This is a genomic window from Rathayibacter festucae DSM 15932, assembly GCF_004011135.1.
Taxonomy (GTDB): domain Bacteria; phylum Actinomycetota; class Actinomycetes; order Actinomycetales; family Microbacteriaceae; genus Rathayibacter; species Rathayibacter festucae.
The window spans coordinates 1,069,992-1,091,658 of record NZ_CP028137.1 but is presented as its reverse complement, the minus strand read 5'-3'; the positions used below and the strand labels follow the sequence as shown (position 1 = coordinate 1,091,658).

Sequence of the window (21,667 nt, the reverse complement as noted above, 5' to 3'; positions counted from 1 at the left end):
GTCTGCAGACCCACCCCCGGGCGACGCTGGGTCTCGATATGCCCCTCCGGGGCTACTCGACCAACATGAGGGCGCAGCTCGCGGCACGCGAGTCCTCTTCGGGGAGCGGTGCACGGGGCGCGAGTCCTCCTCCGCGCGGGGGGTCAGGCGGACTCGCGGAGGACGAGCTGGTGGCGGACGGTGCGCTGCACCGACGGGCCGCCCTTCGGGAGCTCGCCGGCGATCATGGCGACGGCGAGGTCGAGGGCGTGCCGGGCGAGCTCGTCGAGGTCGACGGCGAGGGTGGTCAGCGTCGGCGCGAGCAGCCGTCCGATCGAGAGGCCGTCGATGCCGACCACCCGGACGTCGCCGGGGACGTCGACCCCGGCTCGACGACAGGCGGAGAGCACGCCGAGCGCGCAGAGGTCGTTGAACGCGACGATCGCATCGGCGACCCGCGGCCGGGCGACGATCCGCTCGGTCGCCTCCGCCGCGGCCTGGGCGGTCGGGCCGTCGGCGCGCACGAGGGAGGGCTCCAGCTCGTGCGCGGCGAACGCGCGCAGCAGCAACTCCGCACGCCTGCTCGGCCGCGCGTCCCCCGAGACGTCGACGATCACCGGACGCCGCACGCCCACTCCGGCCAGGTGCTCGGCCAGCGCCTCGACCGCGTCGGAGTGGTCGAGCACGACCGCGGCCCGCAGCGGATCACCGGTGGGGTCGAGCTCGACCACGGGGACGGAGCCGAGCCGCTCGATCCACTCGGCAGCCCGATCGCCGAAGGTGCCGATCACCGCGTCGGTCTGCGCGCCGAGCGCCTGGATCATCCGATCGGAGTCGGCGGCGAGGCCGACGTCCGCGAGCGACACGTTCCAGCCCCGCGCCGCGGCGACCCGGACGACGGCGGAGGCGAGCTCCGGCGACCACGGGTTCCGCAGGTCGTCGACGACGAGCCCGAGCTGGTGCTCGCCACCCGTCACCAGGCCGCGGCCGAAGCGCGACGGCCGGTAGGACAGCTGCTCCGCCGCCTCGAGGACCCGCTGCTTCGTCTCCTCGCTGATGCCCGGCATGCCGTTCATCGCCCGGGTGACGGTCTGGCGGGAGACCCCGGCGGCCGCGGCGACGTCGTGGATCGTCGCGCGGCCGCCGGCCTCGGCACCGCTCAGGCGCGGAGGTCGAGCCACGCCGTCTGCTCCGGAGTCAGCTCGATCGACAGTCCGCGCATCGACGAGCGCAGCTCGGTGATCGTGCGCGGTCCGAAGAGCGGGAAGGTCGGGAACGGCTGCGCGAGCACGTAAGCCAGGGCGATCGCCGTCGCTCCGACGCCGTGCTCGGCCGCCAGCTGCTCGGCCCGGCGGAGCCGCTCGAAGTTGTCCGGCCCGTAGTAGCAGCGCACCAGCTCGGCGTCGCTGGTGTCGTCCGGGCGGGCGCGGCCGGTGAAGAAGCCGCGGGCCTGCGAGGACCACGGCAGCAGCGGGACCTGCCGCTCGACCAGCCACTCCTTCGAGGCCCGGTCGGTGACGTGCACGCAGCCGTCCCACGGCACGTCGTACGCCTCGGCCAGGCCGAAGTGGTTGCTCAGCGCCTGGAAGCCGGCCCGGCCGTTGGCCCGGGCGTACTCCTGGGCCTCGTCGAAGCGCGCGGGCGTCCAGTTCGAGACGCCGTAGGCGCGGATCCGCCCGGCGCGCTGGTGCTCGTCCATCACGTCGACGAACTCGCCCACCGGCACCTCGAGGTTGTCGCGGTGCATCAGGTAGATGTCGGCGTAGTCGGTGCCCTGGCGCTCGAGGCTCTCGAGCAGCTGCCGGGTGAGCGACTCCGGATCGCAGTACGGGGTGTGCGCGCCCTTGGTGATCACGACGACGTCCTCGCGGATGCCGCGGTTCCGGATCCACTGGCCGAGGCGGCCCTCGAGCACGCCGCCGCCGTAGATGTAGCCGGTGTCGAAGGCGGTGCCGCCCTGCTCGACGAAGGCGTCGAAGATCGCCGAGGCGTGCGCGAGGTCGGGCTGGTTGTCGACGCCCATCACGAGCCGCGACATCCGCTTGCCGACGCCCGGGATCTCGCCGGAGAGCATCGGCGCGTCCGCGGCGACGCGCAGCGGACGGCCGGAGACGGTCGGGATGTCCGCGGTCTCGGCCTCGAACGGGAAGCGCAGGCCGACCGCGGCGCGCCAGCGGTCGAGCGTGCGGGCGGTCGCGAGCGTCTCGTCGAGGGTCATCTGCGGCACCTCGACGGCGCCGGCGGCGAGGGCGTCGGTCGTCGCGTCCGCCTCGAGCGCGTAGGGGCTCTCCCCCTCGAAGACCACGAGGCGGGGCTCCTCGCCCACGACGCTGATCTCGATGCCCGTCTCCGCGGCGCCGAACCACGGGTCGGCCACGTGCAGACGGCCGCGGGTGCCGTGGACGGTCAGGGCGTTCACGTCGTCCAGCGCCACTCCGGTGCGGAGGGTCGCGGTGATGCCGCCGCGGTAGGTCGCGCGGGCGATGCTCCACTCGTCGACGCCGGTCGGGCCGAGCGTGCCCTGCGCGTCGAACTCGACGGGCTCGGCGACGGCGACGCCGGTCGCGGCCTGGACCACGGCCGCCGCGGCGGTGACGGTGTAGCCGCCGACGTCGAGGATGCCGCCGCCGGCCGTCGCGAGGTCGTAGAGGCGGCCCTCGCGGGACCCGGTGCGGAAGGAGAAGGAGGCGTCGATGTGCACGACGTCGCCGATCACGCCGTCGCGGACGAGCTCGAGCAGCGCGGCGGTCTGCGGGTGGAAGCGGTACATGTACGCCTCGACGAGCGGGAGCCCGGCGCTGCGGGCGGCGTCGACGAGGGCCATCGCGGTGCCGTGGTTGACGGCGAGCGGCTTCTCGCAGAGCACGGCCTTGCCTGCCTCGAGCGCCTGGAGGACGAGCGCCGCGTGGCCGGTGTGCACGGTGGAGATGTAGACCGCGGTGACCTGCGGATCGGCGAGGACCGCGGCGTAGTCGCCCGCGGTCGCGTCCGGGAAGCCGTGCTCGACCGCTTCGGCGGCGAAGGCCGCGGCGCGCCCCTGGCCGGAGCTGCCCGCCGCGACGAGTCGGGCTCCGCGGCTGCTCGCCGGGAGCTGGGAGAGGAACCGGCGCGCGATGCTGCCGGGGCCGAGCACCGCCCAGCCGGGTGCGGTGGCGGTGGTCGGGGTGGAGTCGGTCATGCGTGGCCCTTTCGCGGCGTCGTCGACGTGAACGTTCACGCACCACGCTAGAGCGGCACGAGGGGCCGGGTCAAGCGTGGCGCGGAACGTCGCCGTGAACGTTCACCACGCGAAGAGAGACGCTCCCCCGCCGCCGCTCCCGAGGGAGGCGGACGGGCGGAGGAGCGCCGGGATCACTTCTGCTTCGGGACGACCACCCACATCACGAGGTAGGCGATGATCTGCGGCCCGGGGAGCAGGCAGGAGAGCACGAAGAGCAGCCGGACCAGGAAGGGGCTCCAGCCGAAGCGGTTTGCGAGGCCGGCGCAGACGCCGGCGATGATCTTGCCCCGACGGGGGCGCACGAGAGTAGCCATGCCTCCACTCTGGCGCAGGGCCGCTGAGTGGAGCATCAGGGGAACCCCCCGAACCGGGCTAGGGGGTGCCGCCCGGCCGCTCGGAGGCGATCCGCCGGGTGAAGCCGGCGGCGGCCCGCGCGTCCTCCTCCGGCCAGACGAGGCGGAAGCGCTCGAAGACGACGGTGCCGACGCCGCCCGGCGACTCGCGCTCGAAGTAGCGGCGGTGCCCGGCCAGCCAGGACTCCCGCGAGCGGTCGTTCTCGCCCTCGTCCCAGGCGAAGGCCTCGTCCACGCTGTCGAGCGGACCGAGACGGATCTCGACGGTCCGCAGCACGACGCGCGCGACACCGGCGCCGTCGCAGACGATCCAGTGGTCGCCGACGCGGGGCACGGGCTCGTCGTCGACGAGCGAGGCCGTCGCGGTCTTGACTCCGCGGCGCACCAGGGCGAGCAGCTCGTCGGCGAGCTCGACCGAGTCGCCGAACGACTCGACGAGGGGCAGTTCCTCGGGCGCGATCGGCTCGTGCGCCCGGTAGGCGGCCCAGAGCGCTTCCGCCGCCGCGAGATCCGGCTCGGGCAGCGGGGTGCGCGCCGGAGTGTCGGGGAGCAGCGGGAGCAGGTTGGCCCCGGCGAGGGCGGCCGGCTCCTCGGGGTGGTTGTCGGGCGTCTCCACGCGCTCGAACGGCCAGCGCAGCAGCAGCCAGCGCCGCGCGTAGGCGTCGAGCTCCTCCTCGAGGCGGGACCCGACGAGGCTCGGCACGACCCACCAGGACGCCTCCGCACGGTCGTCGCCGACAGGCCGGACGCTCAGGGCACCGAGGACCTCCGTCCAGTCCGCGCCGACCAGGAGGTAGGCGAAGAGGCGCCGCTCGCGCGCGGCGGTCTCGAGCAGCCGGAGCGCGCGCAGGTCGTCACCCGGCGACGCGGAGGGCAGGCCGCTCGGGTCACCCTCGGGCAGCAGCGCGGCGAGCCAGCCGCGGCGCTGGCCGATCACCGGGTGCAGCAGATCCGCGTCGCTCGTCACGAGCGGGCGGAGGAACGCCCCGCCCGGCAGATCGAGCCGAGCGGGGACGGACGCGTCGCCGGGCAGGGTGCTCACGCCGCCGTCCGTCCCCCGCGCATCGACTCAGCCGGCCGCGCGCTCGAGGACGAGCTCGCGGACGCGGGCGGCGTCGGCCTGGCCCTTCATCGCCTTCATCACCGCGCCGATGACCGCGCCGGCGGCCTGGACCTTGCCGTCGCGGATCTTCGCGAGCACGTCCGGCTGCGAGGCCAGGGCGGCGTCGATCGCCTCGATCAGGGCGCCGTCGTCCGAGACGACCGCGAGCCCGCGGGCGTCGACGACCTCCTGCGGGGTGCCCTCGCCGGCGATGACGCCCTGGAGCACCTCGCGGGCGAGCCGGTCGGTGAGGGTGCCCGCGTCGATCAGCCCGGCGAGCTCGGCGACCTGCTCGGGCGACACCAGCTCGGCCGGATCCTGCCCCGCCGCGTTGGCGAGCCGGGCGATCTCACCCGTCCACCACTTGCGGGCGGCCTGCGGCGAGGCGCCGGCGGCGACGGTCTCGCTGATCTCGACCAGGAGACCGCTGTTCGCGACGTCCTGGAACTCGAGGTCGGTGAAGCCCCAGTCGGCCTTCAGCCGGCGGCGGCGGGCGGCGGGCTTCTCGGGCAGCGCGGCGCGCAGCTCCTCGATCAGCTCGGGGCTCGGCACCACGGGCAGCAGGTCGGGCTCCGGGAAGTAGCGGTAGTCGTCGGCGTCGCTCTTCGGGCGCCCGGCCGAGGTGCGGCCGGTGTCCTCGTGCCAGTGGCGCGTCTCCTGCGTGATCGTGCCGCCGGCGGCGAGGATCGCGCCCTGGCGCTGGATCTCGTAGCGCACCGCGCGCTCGACCGAGCGGAGCGAGTTGACGTTCTTGGTCTCGGTGCGGGTGCCGAGCCTCTCCTGGCCGATCGGCTTGAGCGAGACGTTCGCGTCGCAGCGGAGGTTGCCGCGCTCCATCTTCGCGTCGGAGATGCCGAGCGCGAGGACGATGTCGCGGATGGTGGCGACGTAGGCCTTGGCGTACTCCGGAGCGCTCTTGCCCGCGCCGTGGATCGGCTTCGTGACGATCTCGACCAGGGGGACGCCGGCGCGGTTGTAGTCGACCAGCGAGTACTCCGCGCCCTGGATGCGGCCGGTGGAGCCGCCGACGTGGGTCAGCTTGCCCGCGTCCTCCTCCATGTGCGCGCGCTCGATCGGGATGTGCACGACGCTGCCGTCGGCGAGCTCGACCTCGACCGAGCCCTCGAAGGCGATCGGCTCGTCGAACTGGGAGATCTGGTAGTTCTTCGCCATGTCCGGGTAGAAGTAGTTCTTCCGGGCGAAGCGGCTGGACGGCGCGATCGAGCAGCCGAGCGCGAGGCCGAGGCTGATCGAGTAGCGGACGGCCTGCTCGTTGACGACCGGCAGCGAGCCGGGCAGGCCCAGGCAGACCGGCGTCGTGTTGGTGTTCGGCTCGGAGCCGGCGATGTTCGGGGCGTCCGAGAACATCTTCGTCTTCGTGTTGAGCTCGATGTGCACCTCGAAGCCGAGGACCGGCTCGAAGCGCTCGAAGACCTCGTCGTAGTCCATCAGCTCGGGGGCGGACGCGTGCGCGGAGGCCATCAGACGGCACCTTCCTGGGGGGCGGAGAGCTGGGCGGCGGCGAGATCGGGCGCCTGCGAGAGCAGCGGGTGGCCCCACTGCTCCTCCAGGAGCGCCTCGAGCGCGCCGCCGACGGTGTAGAGCCGGACGTCCTGGCGGGCGGGGGCCAGGAACTGGACGCCGACCGGCAGGCCGTCCTCGTCGGCGAGACCGGCGGGGACCGAGATGCCGGGGATGCCGGCCAGGTTCGCCGGGATCGTGGCGATGTCGCCGCGGTACATCGCCAGCGGGTCGTCGAGCTTCTCGCCGAGCCGGTAGGCGGTGGTCGGCGCGGTCGGCGAGGCGATCACGTCGACCGAGGCGAAGGCGGCGTCGAAGTCGCGCTGGACCAGGGTGCGCACCTTCTGCGCGCTGCCGTAGTAGGCGTCGTAGTAGCCGGCCGAGAGCGCGTAGGTGCCGAGGATGATGCGGCGCTTCACCTCGGGGCCGAAGCCTTGCTCGCGGGTCGCGGCCATGACCTGCTCGACCGTGCCGCCGCCCTTCGGGGTGACCCGGAGGCCGAAGCGCACGGAGTCGAACTTCGCGAGGTTGCTCGACGCCTCCGCGGGGAGGATCAGGTAGTACGCCGCGACGGCGTGCTCGATGCTCGGCGCGCTGACCTCGACGATCTCGGCGCCGGCCTTCTCGAGCACCGCGAGGGCCTCGTGGAAGCGGGCGAGGACACCGGGCTGGAAGCCCTCTCCCCCGTCGAGCTCCTTGAGGACGCCGATCCGCAGGCCCTTCACGTCGGCACGGCGGACCGCGTCGGCGAAGGAGGGCCACTCGTCGCGGAGCGAGGTCGAGTCGCGCGGGTCGTGCCCGGCGATGACGTCGTGCAGCAGCGCCGAGTCCAGGACCGTGCGCGAGACCGGGCCGATCTGGTCGAGGCTCGAGGCCAGGGCGACGGCGCCGTAGCGGGAGACCCCGCCGTAGGTCGGCTTGACGCCGACGGTGCCGGTGACGTGCGCGGGCTGGCGGATCGAGCCGCCGGTGTCGGAGCCGAGGGCCAGCGGCGCCTCGTAGCTCGCGACGGCCGCGGCCGAGCCGCCGCCGGAGCCGCCGGGGATGCGGTCGAGGTCCCACGGGTTGTGGGTGGGGCCGTAGGCGGATCGCTCGGTGGTCGAGCCCATCGCGAACTCGTCCATGTTGGTCTTGCCGATCGGCACGAGGCCGGCCGCGCGGATCTTCTGCATGACGGTCGCGTCGTAGGGCGGGCGCCAGCCCTCGAGGATGCGCGAGCCCGCGGTGGTCGGCATGTCGTTCGTGACGATGACGTCCTTGACCGCGAGCGGGACGCCGGCGAGCGGGTGCAGCGACTCGCCCTCGGCGCGGCGGCGGTCGATCGCGTCGGCCGTCGCGGTCGCGGCGTCGCCCGCGACGTGCAGGAAGGCGTGCACCGCGCCGTCGACCGCCGCGATGCGGTCGAGGTGCGCCTGCGTCGCCTCGCGCGAGGAGACGGAGCCGTCGGCGAGGCGCGAGGCGAGGGCGGAGGCGCTGAGGCGGACGAGCTCGTCGCCGTGGGCGCTCACTGCTCCTCCCCCAGGATCGCGGAGACCTGGAAGCGGCTGCCGTCGTGCTCGGGAGCGCCGGAGAGCGCCTGCTCGAGGGTCAGTGTCTCGCCCACGACGTCGGGGCGGAACACGTTCTCGAGCGGGATGGGGTGGCTGGTGGCCGGGACGTCGGGGGTGGCGACGGCCTGGATCGCCGTCACCGAGTCGACGATCTGACCGAGCTCCCGGGTGAGGTTCTCGATCTCCTCGGTGGTGAGGTCGATCCTGGCCAGCGAGGCCAGATGGGCGACCGTGTCGGCCGTGATCTCGGACATGCGTCTCCGTCGGGTGGTTCGTGGGAATCGGCGTCCAGTCTAGCCAGGGGCGCCGACGCTCCCTCCGCTCAGGCCCCGGGCGACGCGGTGGGCGAGGCGGTGGGCGAGGCGGTGACCGTGCCGGTGCCGAAGAGGCTCGTGCCGTGCTTCAGCAGCGCCTCGTAGGCGCCCTGGTAGGTGGTCGGCAGGTCGTCGCCGGGCTCGCCGTAGCGGGCCAGCAGCAGGCCCATCAGCCCGAGGGCCGGCGGGCTGAGCGGCTTGTCCCTGTTCGCGTTGGCCGGGTGCGGCGGGGTCGCCTCCGGATTCGGCGGGAGGTACTGCGGCACGGTGGTCGGCCAGTCGTCGATCTGCCGCGGGGTGTCGAGGGTGACCACGCCGAAGAGGTCGGGCGCGTCGGCGTCCCTGGCCGTGAGCGGCTCGAGCCCGTGCAGGCGGCTGAGGGTGCGGATCAGGGCGCCGTGGTGCATCTCGTCGTGCAGGATCGTGCCGGCCCGCGTGTAGGCCGAGATCGCGATCGCCGGCACGCGGCAGCCGAGGCGGTCGAAGCCGAAGCCCATCTCGCCCTCGCGGCCGTCGCCGGGCGGGGTCGCGGCGGGCGGCGGCACGTGGTCGTAGAGACCGCCGTGCTCGTCGAAGGTGGCCAGCAGCAGGGTGTTGATCGCGTTCGAGCCCGTCGTCGACGCGCTCTCGCGGATCGCCGAGTAGATCTCGTGCAGCAGCAGCTCCCCGGCGCGGACGTCGGACAGCGCGCTGTCGTAGAGCGGCTGCCCGTCGACCTCGTCCTCGTGCAGGACGCCGGTCGGCGGGTGCATGTCGTTGTGGTCGAAGACGAGCCGCGGCTCGACGAAGGCGTAGTCGGGCAGCTCGCCGCTCGCGACGTCCGCGTAGAACTGCTCCATCGGGGCGAAGTTGGTCTTCCAGTACTTCTCGAGCACCGGCGCGTGCAGGAAGCCGGTGTAGGAGACGACCTGCAGCGCGTCGAAGTAGACCCGCCAGCTCTTCCCGGCCTCCTCTAGGCGGTTGAAGACCGTCGGCGCATCGGCGAGGTCGTCGGCGAGCCACTTCTCGTAGCCGCCGCCGTGCTTGTTGGTGACGAAGCCGTGCGAGGTCGAGGCGTGGAAGAAGGAGCGGTTGCAGAAGGTCTGCGAGGGGACGGCGCAGAACCAGTGGTCGAAGACGGCGAACTCGCGGGCCAGTGTCGAGAAGACGGGCAGCATGTCCGGCGAGAAGCCGCCCATGATCGTGCCGTACTCCTCGCGGGTGGGCTCCTCGCCCTTCTTCAGGTGGCGGAGGTTCTGCACGTAGTCCTCGAGGAACCCGCTCATCGTCGGCGCGGAGGCGTCGGCGGGCGCGTTGAAGGGGGCCGTCATCGCGCCGACCGACGCCCCGGCGTTGGACGGCGGGTCGATCGTGCCGAAGAGCTGGGTGTTGACGTGCGGGTACTCCTCGCCCGGGTCGGGATCGGGCTGGCGCATCACCGTGTCGGTCGCGCCCTGGTAGACGTGCGCGGCGACGGTGTCGCCCGCGGCGGTGGTGTTGGAGTGCTCGCCGCTCTGCAGGCCCTCGAAGGTCTCGCCCGCGGGCGGGCCGTCGGCCGTGTGGAGCTGCCCCAGGATGTTGTCGAAGGAGCGGTTCTCGAACATCACGACGACGACGTGGTCGAAGCCCGGCTCGCTGCGCTTCGGCAGGGGCGACTCCGCCTCGCGGTCCCGGCCGGAGGCGACGGCCGCGCCGATCGCTCCGCCGGTGAGGCCCGCGGCGGCGACTCCGCCGGCTACTGCGCCGCCGGCCAGGAAGCGGCGGCGGGAGCGGGAGCGAGGGGCGTCGTCTCGCGGGGTGCGGTCGCCGCCGCCGTCGGTGCCGCTCATGCGTCCCGCCCTTCCCGCGTGCCGCGGATCCGTGCCTCCGGGGAGTGTAGCGACGCGCCCGGGGCGGCGGCTCGGAGCATCATGAGGGCCTGATCGACGTCGTCCGGCTCGGCGGTGACGCCCGCCGCGGCGAGGGCAGCGGCGAGGGCAGGCCCGACCGAGCGCTCCGGGTCCTCCGGCGCGAAGGCGGGTGCCGTGCGCGGATAGCGCGACAGCGGCCGGGCGGGCCCGGACAGCGCCTCGGCGACGGCGAGCACGCCGTCGTCCGCCAGCGCCCGGCGGTCCGCGGCGAAGCGGGCGCGGTGCAGGAGGGCGGGAGTCGCCGGGCCGAGCCGGGCCGTCAGACGATCACCGGGCCGCGCGCTCGAGGCGATGAGGAGGGCCGGGACGTCGCCGGGGCGACCGGACCGCCCGCGCGCGGTGACGAGCAGCAGCACCCGGCGCCCGGCCGACTCCGCCGCCCTGGCCGCGTCGACGGTCTCGTGCAGGAGCCGCTCGGCCGTCCGCGCGTCCGCAGATCTCGACCGGCCCGGATCGGCGGCGGCGGCGAAGTCGGCCGGATCGACGAGCGAGCGGGGCTCGACCAGGACGACCGGCGGCAGGGTGCCCGCGGCGGCCGCCTCCGCGAGACGGGAGAGCGGGAGAAGGGCTCCCTCGGCGGCGGCGACGGCCGCGGGGTCGTGGTGCGGCCACTCGGGGTCGGCGAGCAGCGTGGTCGAGACACCCTGCCGGTCGTCGACGACCAGGGACCAGCGGGTGCCGGCGTGCCGGGCCGAGTCGAGCAGCAGTCGGAGCGGGTCACGGCCGTCCGCGCGCCAGTGGTCGGCGCGCGCGAACGAGTGCGCGAGCAGCGTGTGCACGGGGAGCATCGCGGGGGCGAACCGGTCTCCCGGGGTGCCGGGACCGGGGGCGGTCAGCACCTCGTCGGTGCCGCCGGCGAAGTCGGTGCCCGACTCGCCGTCGAGGGCACCGAAGACCTGGCGGCGCGGCCGTCCGGCGAAGGAGACGACGACGAGGTGATCGATCCGGGCCAGCGCGGCGGCGGCGGCACGCTCTCGTGCGTTCAGCGGTGCCGCACGAACCGCGGCGTCGAGCGCGGTCGAGGCGGCCTCGGCGAAGGAGCGGCGGAGGAAGGCCCGCCGCTCCTCGCCGGGCCGGTCAGGCATCCGCGTCGGGGGTCTCCTCAGCGGCGGGCGCATCGGCGGTCGGCGCATCGGCGGTCTCGTCGGCCGACGCCTCGGCGGCGACCGGGTCGGTGCCGTCGGCGGCGGGAGCGTCGGCGACGGGCGCGCCGCCGGCCGTCTCCTCCGAGGCCGCTTCCTCAGGCAGCGCGATCGCGTCAGGACCCTCGGTCACGAGCAGGTGGAACTCCGCGGCGGTGATGATCCGCACGCCGAGCGCCTCAGCCTTGCCGAGCTTGCTGCCGGCGCCGGGCCCTGCGGCGACGTAGTGCGTCTTCTTCGAGACGCTCGAGCCGGCCTTGCCGCCGGCGGCGAGGATCGCCTCCTGCGCCCCCTCGCGGCTGTAGCCCTCGAGCGAGCCGGTCGCGACGACGGTGAGGCCGGCGAGGACGCCGCCCGCGGCGTCGGCCGCACCGGGGCCGGGGTGGCCGGGCGTGGCGAACTGCACGCCCGCCTTCGCCCAGCGGTCGACGATCTCGGCGTGCCAGTCGACCTCGAACCAGGCGAGCACCGCGTCGCCGATGATGCCGCCGACGCCGTCGACCGCGGCGAGCTCCTCGCGGCTGGCCGCGCGGATCGCGTCGAGCGAGCCGAAGTGCCCGGCCAGGGCGCGCGCGGCGACCGGGCCGACGTGCCGGATGCTGAGCGACACCAGGAAGCGCCAGAGCGGCGACGTCTTCGCCTTCTCGATGTTGGCGATCAGCGCGAGGCCGGTCGTCGACGGGACGTACTCCGCGTCGCCGCCGAACACCTCCGCCTCCGGGTCGAACGGGCCGTCGCGCTTCTGCCGCTTCCGCTTGAACGGGCCGACGACCTTCGCCTCGCCCCGGTCGTCGAGCTTCTGCAGGCCGGTCTCGCTGTCGCGGACGACGACCTCGATCGGGAAGACGTCCTCGATCCGCAGCTCGAAAAGGCTGGCCTCGGTGTCGAGCGGCGGCTCCGCGGGCACGAACGGCTGGGTCAGCGCCGCGGCGGTCACCTCGCCAAGCACCTCGATGTCGAGCGCGCCGCGGCTGCCGATGTGCTCGACGCGGCCGCGCACCTGCGCGGGGCAGGAGCGGGCGTTCGGGCAGCGCAGATCGACGTCGCCCTCCTTGGCGGGGGCGAGGGTCGTGCCGCACTCGGGGCACTGCGTCGGCATCACGAACTCGCGCTCGCTGCCGTCGCGCAGCTCGATCACCGGGCCGAGCACCTCGGGGATGACGTCGCCGGCCTTGCGCAGCACGACGGTGTCGCCGATCAGCACGCCCTTGGCCTTCACCACGTCGGCGTTGTGCAGCGTGGCCTGGCGCACCTCCGAGCCTGCGACCTTCACCTTCTCCATCTGCGCGAACGGGGTGGCCCGGCCGGTGCGGCCGACGCTGACGACGATGTCGAGGAGCTTGGTGTGCACCTCCTCGGGCGGGTACTTGTAGGCGATGGCCCAGCGCGGGGCGCGGCTGGTGGCGCCGAGCTCGTCGTGCAGCTCCAGCTCGTCGACCTTGACGACGACGCCGTCGATCTCGTGCTCGACCGAGTGGCGCTCGCGGCCGTACTGCTCGACGAAGGCGAGGACCTCGTCCACCGACTCCGACACCCGGTTGTGCGCGCTGACCGGCAGACCCCAGGAGGCGAGCAGCCCGTAGACCTCGGACTGGCTCTGCACCGGCGGGTCCGGCCAGGCGCCGATGCCGTGCACGTAGAGCGCGAGCGAGCCGACCCGCGCCTCGCCGGCTCGGAGGTCGAGGCCGGACTTCTTGTCGAGCTGCTGGCGGAGCCCGCCGCTCGCGGCGTTCCGCGGATTGGCGAAGGTGGGGAAGCGGCGCAGGGCGCTGTCGCGGACCCGCTCCTCGTCGAAGGGCTTGCGGGTGGCGCTCGGCCTGGCCGACCAGCGCTCGCGCGCCTCCTCGACGGCCTCGTCCCGCAGGGTCTCCTGCAGGGCGTTCAGTGCCGCGAACTCGCGCACGGGGATGAAGACCTCGCCGCGGACCTCGACCAGAGCGGGGTGCCCCTCGCCCTCCAGCTGCTGCGGGATGCCGGCCACGCGCAGAGCGTTGACGGTGACGTCCTCGCCGGTGCGCCCGTCACCGCGGGTGGCGGCGGTGACGAGGCGGCCGTTCTCGTAGTGCAGCGAGATGGCGAGTCCGTCGATCTTGAGCTCGGTCAGCCAGGCGACCGGGCGGGCGGCGGAGGCGACGGTCTTGTCGCACCACTCGCGCAGCTCCTCGGCCGAGAAGACGTTGTCGAGCGAGAGCATCCGCTCGGCGTGATCGATCGGGTCGAGACCGGCGGCGACCACTCCCCCGACGGTCTGCGTCGGCGAGTCCTCGGTGGCCAGCTCGGGGTGCGCCGTCTCGAGCTCGGCGAGCTCGCGGACGAGCGCGTCGTACTCGGCGTCGGCGAGCGGCGAGGCGTCGGCCGCGTAGTAGTCCTCGCTCGCCGAGCGGATCCGCGCGCGCAGCTCGTCGACGCGCTGCGCCGGATCGAGGTCCGCCGCCGGAGTCGCGCCCGCCCCGGACTTCGCGGCCATCAGAGCACCGCCCCGCTCGCGGAGGCACCGGCGAGGTCGGCCGCGACCGTGCGGTCGATCGTGCACTGGCCGAGCACGCGGGTGCCGAGGTAGACGACGGCCGTCTGGCCGGGGGCGACGCCGTCGAGCGGCGAGTCGGGAGTGATCACGAGCTCCACCTTCCCAGAGACGTCCGACACGACCGCGGTCGCCGGGACCGGGTCGGCGTGCGCGCGGATCTGCACGTCGCAGCGGAACGGCGTCGACGCGTCCTCCGGCGCCGCGCCGGCCCAGGTGAAGCGCGAGCCGGCGATCTCGCCGATGCGCAGCGCCTCCCGCGGACCGACGACGACCTCGTTGGTCTTCGGCCGCACCTCGAGCACGAACCGCGGGCGGCCGTCCGGCGCGGGCACGCCGAGGTGCAGGCCCCGGCGCTGGCCGACCGTGTAGCCGTGGGCTCCCTCGTGCGCCCCCACCACCGCGCCGTCGCGGTCGACGATCGCGCCGGTCTCGGGGGCGACGCGCTCCGAGAGCCAGCCGCGGGTGTCGCCGTCGGGGATGAAGCAGATGTCGTAGCTGTCCGGCTTGTTCGCGACGCTCAGGCCGCGGCGGGCCGCCTCCGCCCGGACGACCGCCTTCGAGGGCGTCGAGCCGAGCGGGAACATCGAGTGCTCGAGCTGCGCGGTGGTGAGCACACCGAGGACGTAGGACTGGTCCTTCGCCTCGTCGCTCGCGCGGTGCAGCTCGGGGCTGCCGTCGGCCGCGGTCTCGAGCGAGGCGTAGTGGCCGGTGCAGACGGCGTCGAAGCCGAGGTCGAGCGCCTTCTCGAGCAGGGCCGCGAACTTGATCCGCTCGTTGCAGCGCATGCACGGGTTGGGGGTTCGGCCGGCGGCGTACTCGGCCACGAAGTCGTCGACGACGTCGAGCTTGAACCGCTCGGAGAAGTCCCACACGTAGTAGGGGATGCCGAGGACGTTCGCGGCGCGCTGGGCGTCCATCGAGTCCTCGATCGTGCAGCAGCCGCGGCTGCCGGTGCGCAGCGTGCCGGGCATCCTGCTCAGCGCGAGGTGCACGCCGACCACCTCGTGCCCCGCCTCCACCGCGCGGGCCGCGGCCACCGCCGAGTCCACTCCACCGCTCATCGCCGCAAGAACCTTCACCGTCCGAGTCTACGAGCGGGCGGCGGGCGTGCGGTGTGCGCGATTCGCGGCGGTCCGTCCCCGGTCGCGTCCGATCTGCAGGTGATCGCGCGCGTTCGGCGCAGACCTGCACGGAGGATCGGGCGACTCGCGCCGGACACCTGCACAACGGACGAGCGCCTGCACAACGGGTGGGTACCGCGCGGAGGCGGCGTCAGGCGGGGAGCACGGCGCGGCTGGACAGGCCGGCGCGAGCCGCCCGCGCGTACGCGCCCGGCAGCGCCGCGAGCAGCGCGTCCACGTCGGCGTCCGTCGTGGTCCAGCCCAGCGTCATCCGGAGCACGCCGCGCGCCTCGTCCTCGCTGCGGCCGAGCGCCAGCACCACGTGCGAGGGCTCGGGGATGCCCGCCGTGCAGGCCGAGCCGGTCGACACCGAGACGCCCGCCATGTCCAGGAGGAAGAGGAGCGAGTCGCCCTGCGCGCCGGGGAAGGCGAGGTGCGCGTTGCTCGCGACCCGCCGGCCGGAGTCGACGGCCGGCCCGGTCAGCGTCGCTCCGGGGACGGCCGCGAGGATCCCCGCGACGAGCCGGTCGCGCAGAGCCGCCAGTCGCAGCGCCTCCTCGGGCAGCTCAGCGACCGCCTCCGTCACGGCCGCCGCGAACGCCGCCGCCCCGGGGACGTCCTGGGTGCCCGAGCGGACCCCGCGCTGCTGACCGCCGCCGTGCAGCACCGGCACGACCCGGGCGTCGCGCGCCAGGACGAGGGCGCCGGTCGCGATCGGCCCGCCGACCTTGTGCCCCGAGACGCTGACCGCGACGAGGCCCGCGCCGTCGCGGGAGCCGGAGGCGCGCCGCACCGCCGCGATCTCGAGCGGCACGTGTCCGAGCGCCGCGACCGCGTCGAGGTGCAGCGGCACGCCGGCCCGCGCGCAGACCGCGGCCAGCTCGGCGACCGGCGCGATCGTGCCGATCTCGTTGTTCACCCAGAGCGCGGAGACCACCGCGACGGAGCCGGGGTCCGCGGCGAGCGCCGCCTCGAGCGTCTCGGGACGCAGGGTCCCCTCAGCGTCGAGCTCGAGCCACTCGACGCGGGCGCCCTCGTGGGCCGCCAGCCACTCGACCGTGTCGATCGTGGCGTGGTGCTCGCCGCCGGGCACGAGGATGCGCGTGCGCGCCGGGGACTCCGCGACCCGCTGCCAGTAGAGGCCCTTGAGCGCCAGGTTGATCGCCTCGGTGCCGCCCGCGGTGAGGATCACCTCGATCGGCTCGCAGCCGAGCGCGACGGCGATCGCCGAGCGGGCGTCCTCGAGCCGGCGGCGCGCCTCCTGGCCCGAGCCGTGCACCGACGAGGGGTTGCCGGGCTGCGCGGACGCCTCGGCGAAGGCGGCGAGCGCCGAGGCCCGGAGCGGGGTGGTCGCCGCGTGGTCGAGATAGATCATGGCGCCCTCCGTCCCGCGTCCGGGGTGCGGAGCAGGTCTCCGGCCCCTCACTACTGTAGGTCGCATGCAGACACGCGACTCCCTGGCCCGCCTCGGAGTCGTCGTGGACGCGGAGGGCGGTGAGCTGCGGGTCTGGTCGGAGCACGCGACGGCCATCGATCTGCTGCTCTACGACGAGAAGGACCCGAGCTGGGTCACCCGCACCGTCCCGCTGACGCGCGGGGAGGACGACGTCTGGTCGGCCCGGGCCGCGCAGCTGACCGTCGGCCGCCGCTACGCGATCAAGGTGGACGGGCCCTCGGGCGTCCCCGGCCGCTTCGATCCGCGGGTCCCCCTGCTCGAGCCGTACTCCCGTGGGCTGCACCGGGTCGCCGAGAACGAGTGGCGCTCCGTCGTCGTGGACGACTCCTTCGACTGGGGCTCCTCCGAGAAGCCGCGCACGCCGCTGGATCGCACCGTGATCTACGAGGCGCACGTGAAGGGCCTGACGAAGCTGAACCCGGCGCTGCCCGTCGAGCTGCGCGGCAGCTACGCCGGCCTCGCGCACGAGTCCACCGTCTCGTCGCTTCTCGAGCTCGGGGTCACCGCCGTCGAACTCCTCCCCGTGCACGCGTTCGTCTCGGAGCAGCGGCTGCTGCGCCAGGGGCTCACCAACTACTGGGGATACAACACCCTCAACTTCTTCAGCCCGCACGCCGCCTACGCCTCCCCCGCCGCCCAGCGCGGCGGCCCGACCGCGGTGCTGCGCGAGTTCAAGGGCATGGTCAAGCTGCTGCACGAGGCCGGGCTCGAGGTGATCCTCGACGTGGTCTACAACCACACCGCCGAGGAGGGGCCGCAGGGTCCGCGCTCGAGCCTGCGCGGCATCGACGACCAGGCGTACTACCGCCAGACCGGCGAGGGCCACTACATCGACGTGACCGGCTGCGGCAACACGATCGACTTCGGCCGGCCCGTCGCCCAGCGCCTGGTGCTCGACTCGCTCCGCTACTGGTCCGACGAGGTCGGGGTCGACGGCTTCCGGCTCGATCTGGCCGCGACCCTCGGGCGGGACGAGATCGCGCACTTCCAGCGCGACCACCCGCTGCTGCGCGCGGCCATCGAGGATCCGTCGCTCGCCGACGTGAAGATGATCGCCGAGCCCTGGGACGTCGGCATGGGCGGCTGGCAGACCGGCAACTTCCCCGACGGCTGGTCGGAGTGGAACGACCGCTACCGCGACCGCGCCCGCAACTTCTGGCTCTCGGACATCGACTACGCCCGGCGCGCGGGAACGGCGCCGGTGGGCATCGGCGGCTTCGCGACCCGGCTCTCCGGCTCGTCGAACACGTTCTCGCTCGAGCGCGGGCCGCTCGCCTCCGTCAACTTCGTCACGGCGCACGACGGCTTCACGCTCGCCGACCTGGTCTCCTACAACGTCAAGCACAACATCGGCAACGGCGAGTCGAACCGCGACGGCGCCGACACCAACCGCTCCTTCAACCACGGCTTCGAGGGGCCGACCACCGACGACGGCGTCAACCGGGGCCGGCGGAAGGCGATGCGGAACCTGCTCGGGACGCTGCTGCTCTCGGCCGGTGTGCCGATGATCACGGCCGGCGACGAGTTCGGCCGCAGTCAGCGCGGCAACAACAACGCCTACTGCCAGGACTCAGACCTCACCTGGCTGCGCTGGGACGGGCGCAGCGACTGGCAGCTCGAGCTGCGGGAGCACGCCCGGACGCTGATCCGCCTGCGCCGCGAGCACCCGGCGTTGCGGCCCTCGCACTACGGGCGCGGCGGTGCGGTGACGCCGGGTGCGACGAGCATGCAGTGGTTCGACGCGCACGGGCGGACGATGTCCGAGCACGACTGGACCTCGGCGGAGAACCGCACGCTGCAGTACCTGGCGGCGTCGACTCCCGAGACGGAGGAGTTCGACCGCGTCCTGCTGATCGTGCACGGCGTCGAGGCGGACACCTCGGTGGTCCTCGCCGAGAGCGAGAACGTCACCGGGTACACCCGGCTGTGGAGCAGTGAGGAGTCGGTGCCGCTCGAGCACGGCGAGTCGTTCGAGCCGGGGCAGGTCGTCCGCGTCGCCGGCACCTCGATGCAGCTCTTCGCCGCGCACGGCCCGCGTCCGGCCGCCGCGAGCTGATGAAGGGCGGACCGGGGACTCCGGCGACGCTCGCGCTGACCGCGGCGGGAATCGCCTTCGTGCCGCGGGAGTACCGGCACGATCCCGGGGCGGCGAGCTACGGCGGCGAGGCGGCCGAGGCGCTCGGGGTGGAGCCGGAGCGGGTGTTCAAGACGCTGCTGGTCGACGTCGACGGCGAGCTGGTCGTCGGCATCGTGCCGGTGACCGGGCAGCTGGGGCTCAAGGAGCTGGCGGCGGCGGTCGGCGGCAAGCGGGCGGCGATGGCCGACCCGGCGCTCGCACAGCGGCGCACCGGCTACGTGCTCGGCGGCATCTCGCCGATCGGGCAGAAGACGCGGCACCGCACGGTGCTCGACGAGACGGCGGAGCTGTACGACACCGTGCTCGTCTCCGGCGGCCGCCGCGGCTTCGACATCGAGCTCGCGCCGGCGGACCTCGTCGCCGCGACGGGCGCGATCGTCGCGGACATCGCGCGCTGAGGGCGGGCGGGTCTCGATACGCCGCTGCGCGGCTACTCGACCAGCATGCATCTGAGAGGACGCTTCGCGGCAGCTCCACCAGCATGCACGGAGGCCGCCTCCCTGCTGATCGAGCAGCCCTCGCAGAAGGCGGATCGAGACATGCTGATCGAGTAGCCCTCGCAGAGGGCGTATCGAGATCCACCGTCACCTGGAGGCCGGGTCTCGATACGCCGCTCCGCGGCTACTCGACCAGCATGACTCCGAACGGACGCTCCGCGGCTGCTCGACCGGCATCGGGGCGCGTCAGCCGGCCGCCGCGACCAGGCCGAGCTCGGCCGAGCGGGCGAGCAGCGGGTGCCGCGGCACGACGCGGACGGTGTAGCCGAAGGAGCCGCTGCGGTCGAGGACGATCTCGCCGGCGTAGGGCACGCGGCCGACCGCGTCGGCGGGCACGACCGCGCCCGACTCCTCGGCGACCTCGAGCTCGTGCAGGCGGACGTCGACGAGCGAGCCGTCCGCCGCGGTGGTGCCCGAGACGACCTGCACCACGACGTCCTCGGGCGAGAGCTCGCCGAGGCGCACCCCCGCGCGCAGGGCGAGCCGGTCGCCGCGCTGGGGCACCGCGTCGATGCCGCCGGACTCCACGGAGGCGACCGCCACGCCCGGCCAGCCCGCGCGGACCCGCTGCTTCCAGGCCGACAGCTCCTTGGCCGGCTCGAAGTGGTCGGCCGCGATCTCGCGCCCGGCCTCGGCGGCGGGCTGGTAGAGCGCCTCGACGTACTGGCGCACCATCCGCTCGGCCGACAGCTCCGGTGAGAGCGTCGCCAGCGTGTGCCGGATCGAGCGCGCCCAGCGGCGCGGCACCCCGTCGTGGTCGCGCTCGTAGTAGCGCGGCACGACCTCGCTCTCGAGCAGCTCGTAGAGCGCGTCCGCCTCGAGCGTGTCGCGCGACTCCGGATCGAGGTCGCGGTCGGAGGACGGGATCGCCCAGCCGTTCTCGCCGTCGAAGTACTCGTTCCACCAGCCGTCGAGGATCGACAGGTTCAGCGAGCCGTTCAGCGCGGCCTTCATCCCGGAGGTGCCGCAGGCCTCGAGCGGACGCAGCGGGTTGTTCAGCCAGACGTCGGTGCCCGGGTAGAGCAGCTGCGCCATCGCAATGTCGTAGTCGGGCAGGAAGACGATCCGCCGGCGCACGTCCGGCTCCTGAGCGAAGCGGACCAGCTTCTGGATCAGCCGCTTGCCCTCCTCGTCGGCGGGGTGCGACTTGCCGGCGATCACGATCTGGATCGGGTGCTCCGGGTGCGTCAGCAGCGCGCGCAGCCGCTCCGGGTCGTGCAGCATCAGCGTCAGCCGCTTGTAGGTGGGCACGCGCCGGGCGAAGCCGATGGTGAGCACGTCCGGGTCGAGCAGCTCGTCCAGCCAGGCCGGAGTCAGGCCGCCGGGGTTCTGCTCGCGCCAGGAGCGGGCGGCGCGCGCCCGGGCGTCGCGCACCAGCTGCTCGCGCATCGAGCGCCGCGCCTGCCAGAGCTCGCCGTCGCTCAAGGCGCCGGACGCCCAGTCGGCGCGGGTGGTGTCGTCGGTACCGAGCCGGTCGCGGGCGAGACCCCGGAGGATCGGATCGGTCCAGGTCGCCGCGTGCACGCCGTTCGTGACCGAGCCGATCGGCACCTCCGCCGTGTCGAAGCCCGGCCAGAGCCCGGAGAACATCGAGCGGCTCACCTCGCCGTGCAGCTTCGAGACGCCGTTGGAGCGCTGCGCCAGGCGGAGCCCCATGAACGCCATGTTGAAGACGTCGCTCGCACCGCCCGTGGTCGACTCGGAGCCCAGCGCCAGCACGTCCTCGATCTGCACGCCCGGCAGCAGCTCAGTGGTGAAGTACCGCTCGATCATCCCGCGGTCGAAGCGGTCGATGCCCGCGGGCACCGGCGTGTGCGTAGTGAAGACCGTGCTCGCGCGGACGACCTGCAGCGCCTGGTCGAAGTCGAGGCCCGAGCCGATCAGGCCGGAGATGCGCTCGAGCCCCTGGAAGCCCGCGTGCCCCTCGTTGGTGTGGAACACCTCCGCGAGCGGCGTGCCCGAGACCTCGGCCCACAGCTCGAGGGCGCGCACGCCGCCGATGCCCAGCAGCAGCTCCTGCAGGAGGCGGTGCTCGCCGCCGCCGCCGTAGAGCCGATCGGTGACCGTGCGCAAGGCGTCCTCGTTCTCGCGGACGTCGGTGTCGAGCAGCAGCAGCGTCACCCGGCCCACCTCGGCCCGCCAGACCCGGGCGTAGAGCGCGCGCCCGTCCGGCAGGGCCAGCACGATCCGCGCCGCGGAGCCGTCCGCCAGCCGCACGATCCGCAGCGGCAGGCCGTCGGGGTCGAGCGAGGGGTAGGACTCGAGCTGCCAGCCGTCGGCGGAGAGCCCCTGGGAGAAGTAGCCCGAGCGGTAGAAGAGGCCGACGCCCGTCAGCGGGACGCCGAGGTCCGAGGAGGCCTTGAGGTGGTCGCCCGCGAGGATGCCCAGACCGCCGGAGTACTGCGGGAGCGCGGCGGCGATGCCGAACTCGGGCGAGAAGTAGGCGATCGAGCGCGGCGCCGACTCCGGCAGCGACTGGTACCAGCGCGGCTCGGTGCGGTAGCGCTCGAGGTCGTCGCGCAGGCGCCAGGCGTCGTCGACGAAGCCCTGGTCGCGGGCCAGCTCGGCGAGGCGCTCGGGCGCGATCGCGCCGAGCAGCGCGGTCGGGTCGCCGCCGCTGCGCTGCCACAGCTCGGCGTCCGCCCGCTCGAACAGGCGCCGCGTCGGCTCGTGCCAGGCCCAGCGCAGATTGCCCGCCAGCTCGCCGAGCGCGGACAGCTCGGGCGGCAGGACCGATCGGACGGTGAAGCGGCGGATGGCCTTCACGGCACTCCTCGACTCTCTGCCGGTACGACGACCGGCTGATCCCGGCGACTGCGGACCCCGGCGAGCACCCCCTGCGGACGGCCGGGGCGGTCG

At 73.9% G+C, this 21,667-nt stretch carries 15 protein-coding genes; 2 read left to right on the top strand and 13 right to left on the bottom strand.

The window, feature by feature from the left end:
* Window positions 1-143 precede the first annotated feature (143 nt).
* From C1I64_RS05155 to C1I64_RS05100, 12 genes are all read right to left on the bottom strand, one after another.
* Complete coding sequence (locus tag C1I64_RS05155; RefSeq protein ID WP_123445762.1) at window positions 144-1,160, bottom strand: LacI family DNA-binding transcriptional regulator; 1,017 nt, start codon at window positions 1,158-1,160, stop codon at window positions 144-146.
* Entirely contained in the window at window positions 1,139-3,157 is a 2,019-nt protein-coding gene (locus tag C1I64_RS05150) for an aldo/keto reductase (RefSeq protein ID WP_127886433.1), read from the bottom strand. Before C1I64_RS05150 ends, C1I64_RS05155 begins: the two co-directional genes overlap by 22 nt.
* A gap of 173 nt (window positions 3,158-3,330) precedes the next feature.
* Window positions 3,331-3,513, bottom strand: coding sequence for a PspC domain-containing protein (locus tag C1I64_RS05145; protein ID WP_123445760.1), 183 nt, complete (start codon window positions 3,511-3,513; stop codon window positions 3,331-3,333).
* A 58-nt stretch (window positions 3,514-3,571) separates the two neighbouring features.
* Window positions 3,572-4,594 (bottom strand): ASCH domain-containing protein, encoded by a 1,023-nt coding sequence (locus C1I64_RS20815; RefSeq protein ID WP_341867816.1) that lies wholly within the window; start codon window positions 4,592-4,594, stop codon window positions 3,572-3,574.
* Between the two features lie 27 nt (window positions 4,595-4,621).
* Window positions 4,622-6,136 (bottom strand): Asp-tRNA(Asn)/Glu-tRNA(Gln) amidotransferase subunit GatB, encoded by a 1,515-nt coding sequence (gene gatB / locus C1I64_RS05135; RefSeq protein WP_127886432.1) that lies wholly within the window; start codon window positions 6,134-6,136, stop codon window positions 4,622-4,624.
* Window positions 6,136-7,683 (bottom strand): Asp-tRNA(Asn)/Glu-tRNA(Gln) amidotransferase subunit GatA, encoded by a 1,548-nt coding sequence (gatA, locus tag C1I64_RS05130; protein ID WP_127886431.1) that lies wholly within the window; start codon window positions 7,681-7,683, stop codon window positions 6,136-6,138. The genes gatB and gatA overlap by 1 nt, the downstream gene beginning before the upstream one ends.
* On the bottom strand, window positions 7,680-7,979 hold the full coding sequence (gene gatC / locus C1I64_RS05125) for an Asp-tRNA(Asn)/Glu-tRNA(Gln) amidotransferase subunit GatC (RefSeq protein ID WP_123445757.1): 300 nt from the start codon (window positions 7,977-7,979) through the stop codon (window positions 7,680-7,682). The genes gatA and gatC overlap by 4 nt, the downstream gene beginning before the upstream one ends.
* A gap of 68 nt (window positions 7,980-8,047) precedes the next feature.
* Window positions 8,048-9,847 carry an alkaline phosphatase family protein gene (locus C1I64_RS05120; RefSeq protein ID WP_127886430.1) on the bottom strand — a complete coding sequence of 600 codons (1,800 nt, stop codon included), beginning with the start codon at window positions 9,845-9,847 and terminating at the stop codon, window positions 8,048-8,050.
* The gene (locus tag C1I64_RS05115) at window positions 9,844-11,013 is read right to left on the bottom strand and encodes a hypothetical protein (RefSeq protein ID WP_127886429.1); all 1,170 of its coding nucleotides are present in this window, start codon (window positions 11,011-11,013) and stop codon (window positions 9,844-9,846) included. Before C1I64_RS05115 ends, C1I64_RS05120 begins: the two co-directional genes overlap by 4 nt.
* A complete protein-coding gene (gene ligA, locus C1I64_RS05110; RefSeq protein WP_127886428.1) occupies window positions 11,006-13,537 on the bottom strand; it encodes an NAD-dependent DNA ligase LigA in 2,532 nt (843 codons plus the stop codon). The genes C1I64_RS05115 and ligA overlap by 8 nt, the downstream gene beginning before the upstream one ends.
* Window positions 13,537-14,676, bottom strand: a complete 1,140-nt coding sequence (gene mnmA / locus C1I64_RS05105; protein ID WP_185019957.1) for a tRNA 2-thiouridine(34) synthase MnmA — start codon at window positions 14,674-14,676, stop codon at window positions 13,537-13,539. The genes ligA and mnmA overlap by 1 nt, the downstream gene beginning before the upstream one ends.
* A gap of 193 nt (window positions 14,677-14,869) precedes the next feature.
* Window positions 14,870-16,093: a cysteine desulfurase family protein gene (locus C1I64_RS05100; RefSeq protein ID WP_127886427.1), complete on the bottom strand. Its 1,224-nt coding sequence runs from the start codon at window positions 16,091-16,093 to the stop codon at window positions 14,870-14,872.
* Between the two features lie 64 nt (window positions 16,094-16,157).
* Between C1I64_RS05100 and glgX the strand changes: the two genes are divergently transcribed.
* Window positions 16,158-18,230: a glycogen debranching protein GlgX gene (gene glgX, locus C1I64_RS05095; RefSeq protein WP_127886426.1), complete on the top strand. Its 2,073-nt coding sequence runs from the start codon at window positions 16,158-16,160 to the stop codon at window positions 18,228-18,230.
* Window positions 18,230-18,709 (top strand): Cys-tRNA(Pro) deacylase, encoded by a 480-nt coding sequence (gene ybaK, locus C1I64_RS05090; RefSeq protein ID WP_127886425.1) that lies wholly within the window; start codon window positions 18,230-18,232, stop codon window positions 18,707-18,709. Before glgX ends, ybaK begins: the two co-directional genes overlap by 1 nt.
* A 285-nt stretch (window positions 18,710-18,994) precedes the next feature.
* Here the strand turns inward: ybaK and glgP are convergent, their stop codons facing one another.
* Window positions 18,995-21,574 carry an alpha-glucan family phosphorylase gene (glgP, locus tag C1I64_RS05085; protein WP_127886424.1) on the bottom strand — a complete coding sequence of 860 codons (2,580 nt, stop codon included), beginning with the start codon at window positions 21,572-21,574 and terminating at the stop codon, window positions 18,995-18,997.
* Window positions 21,575-21,667: the final 93 nt, after the last annotated feature.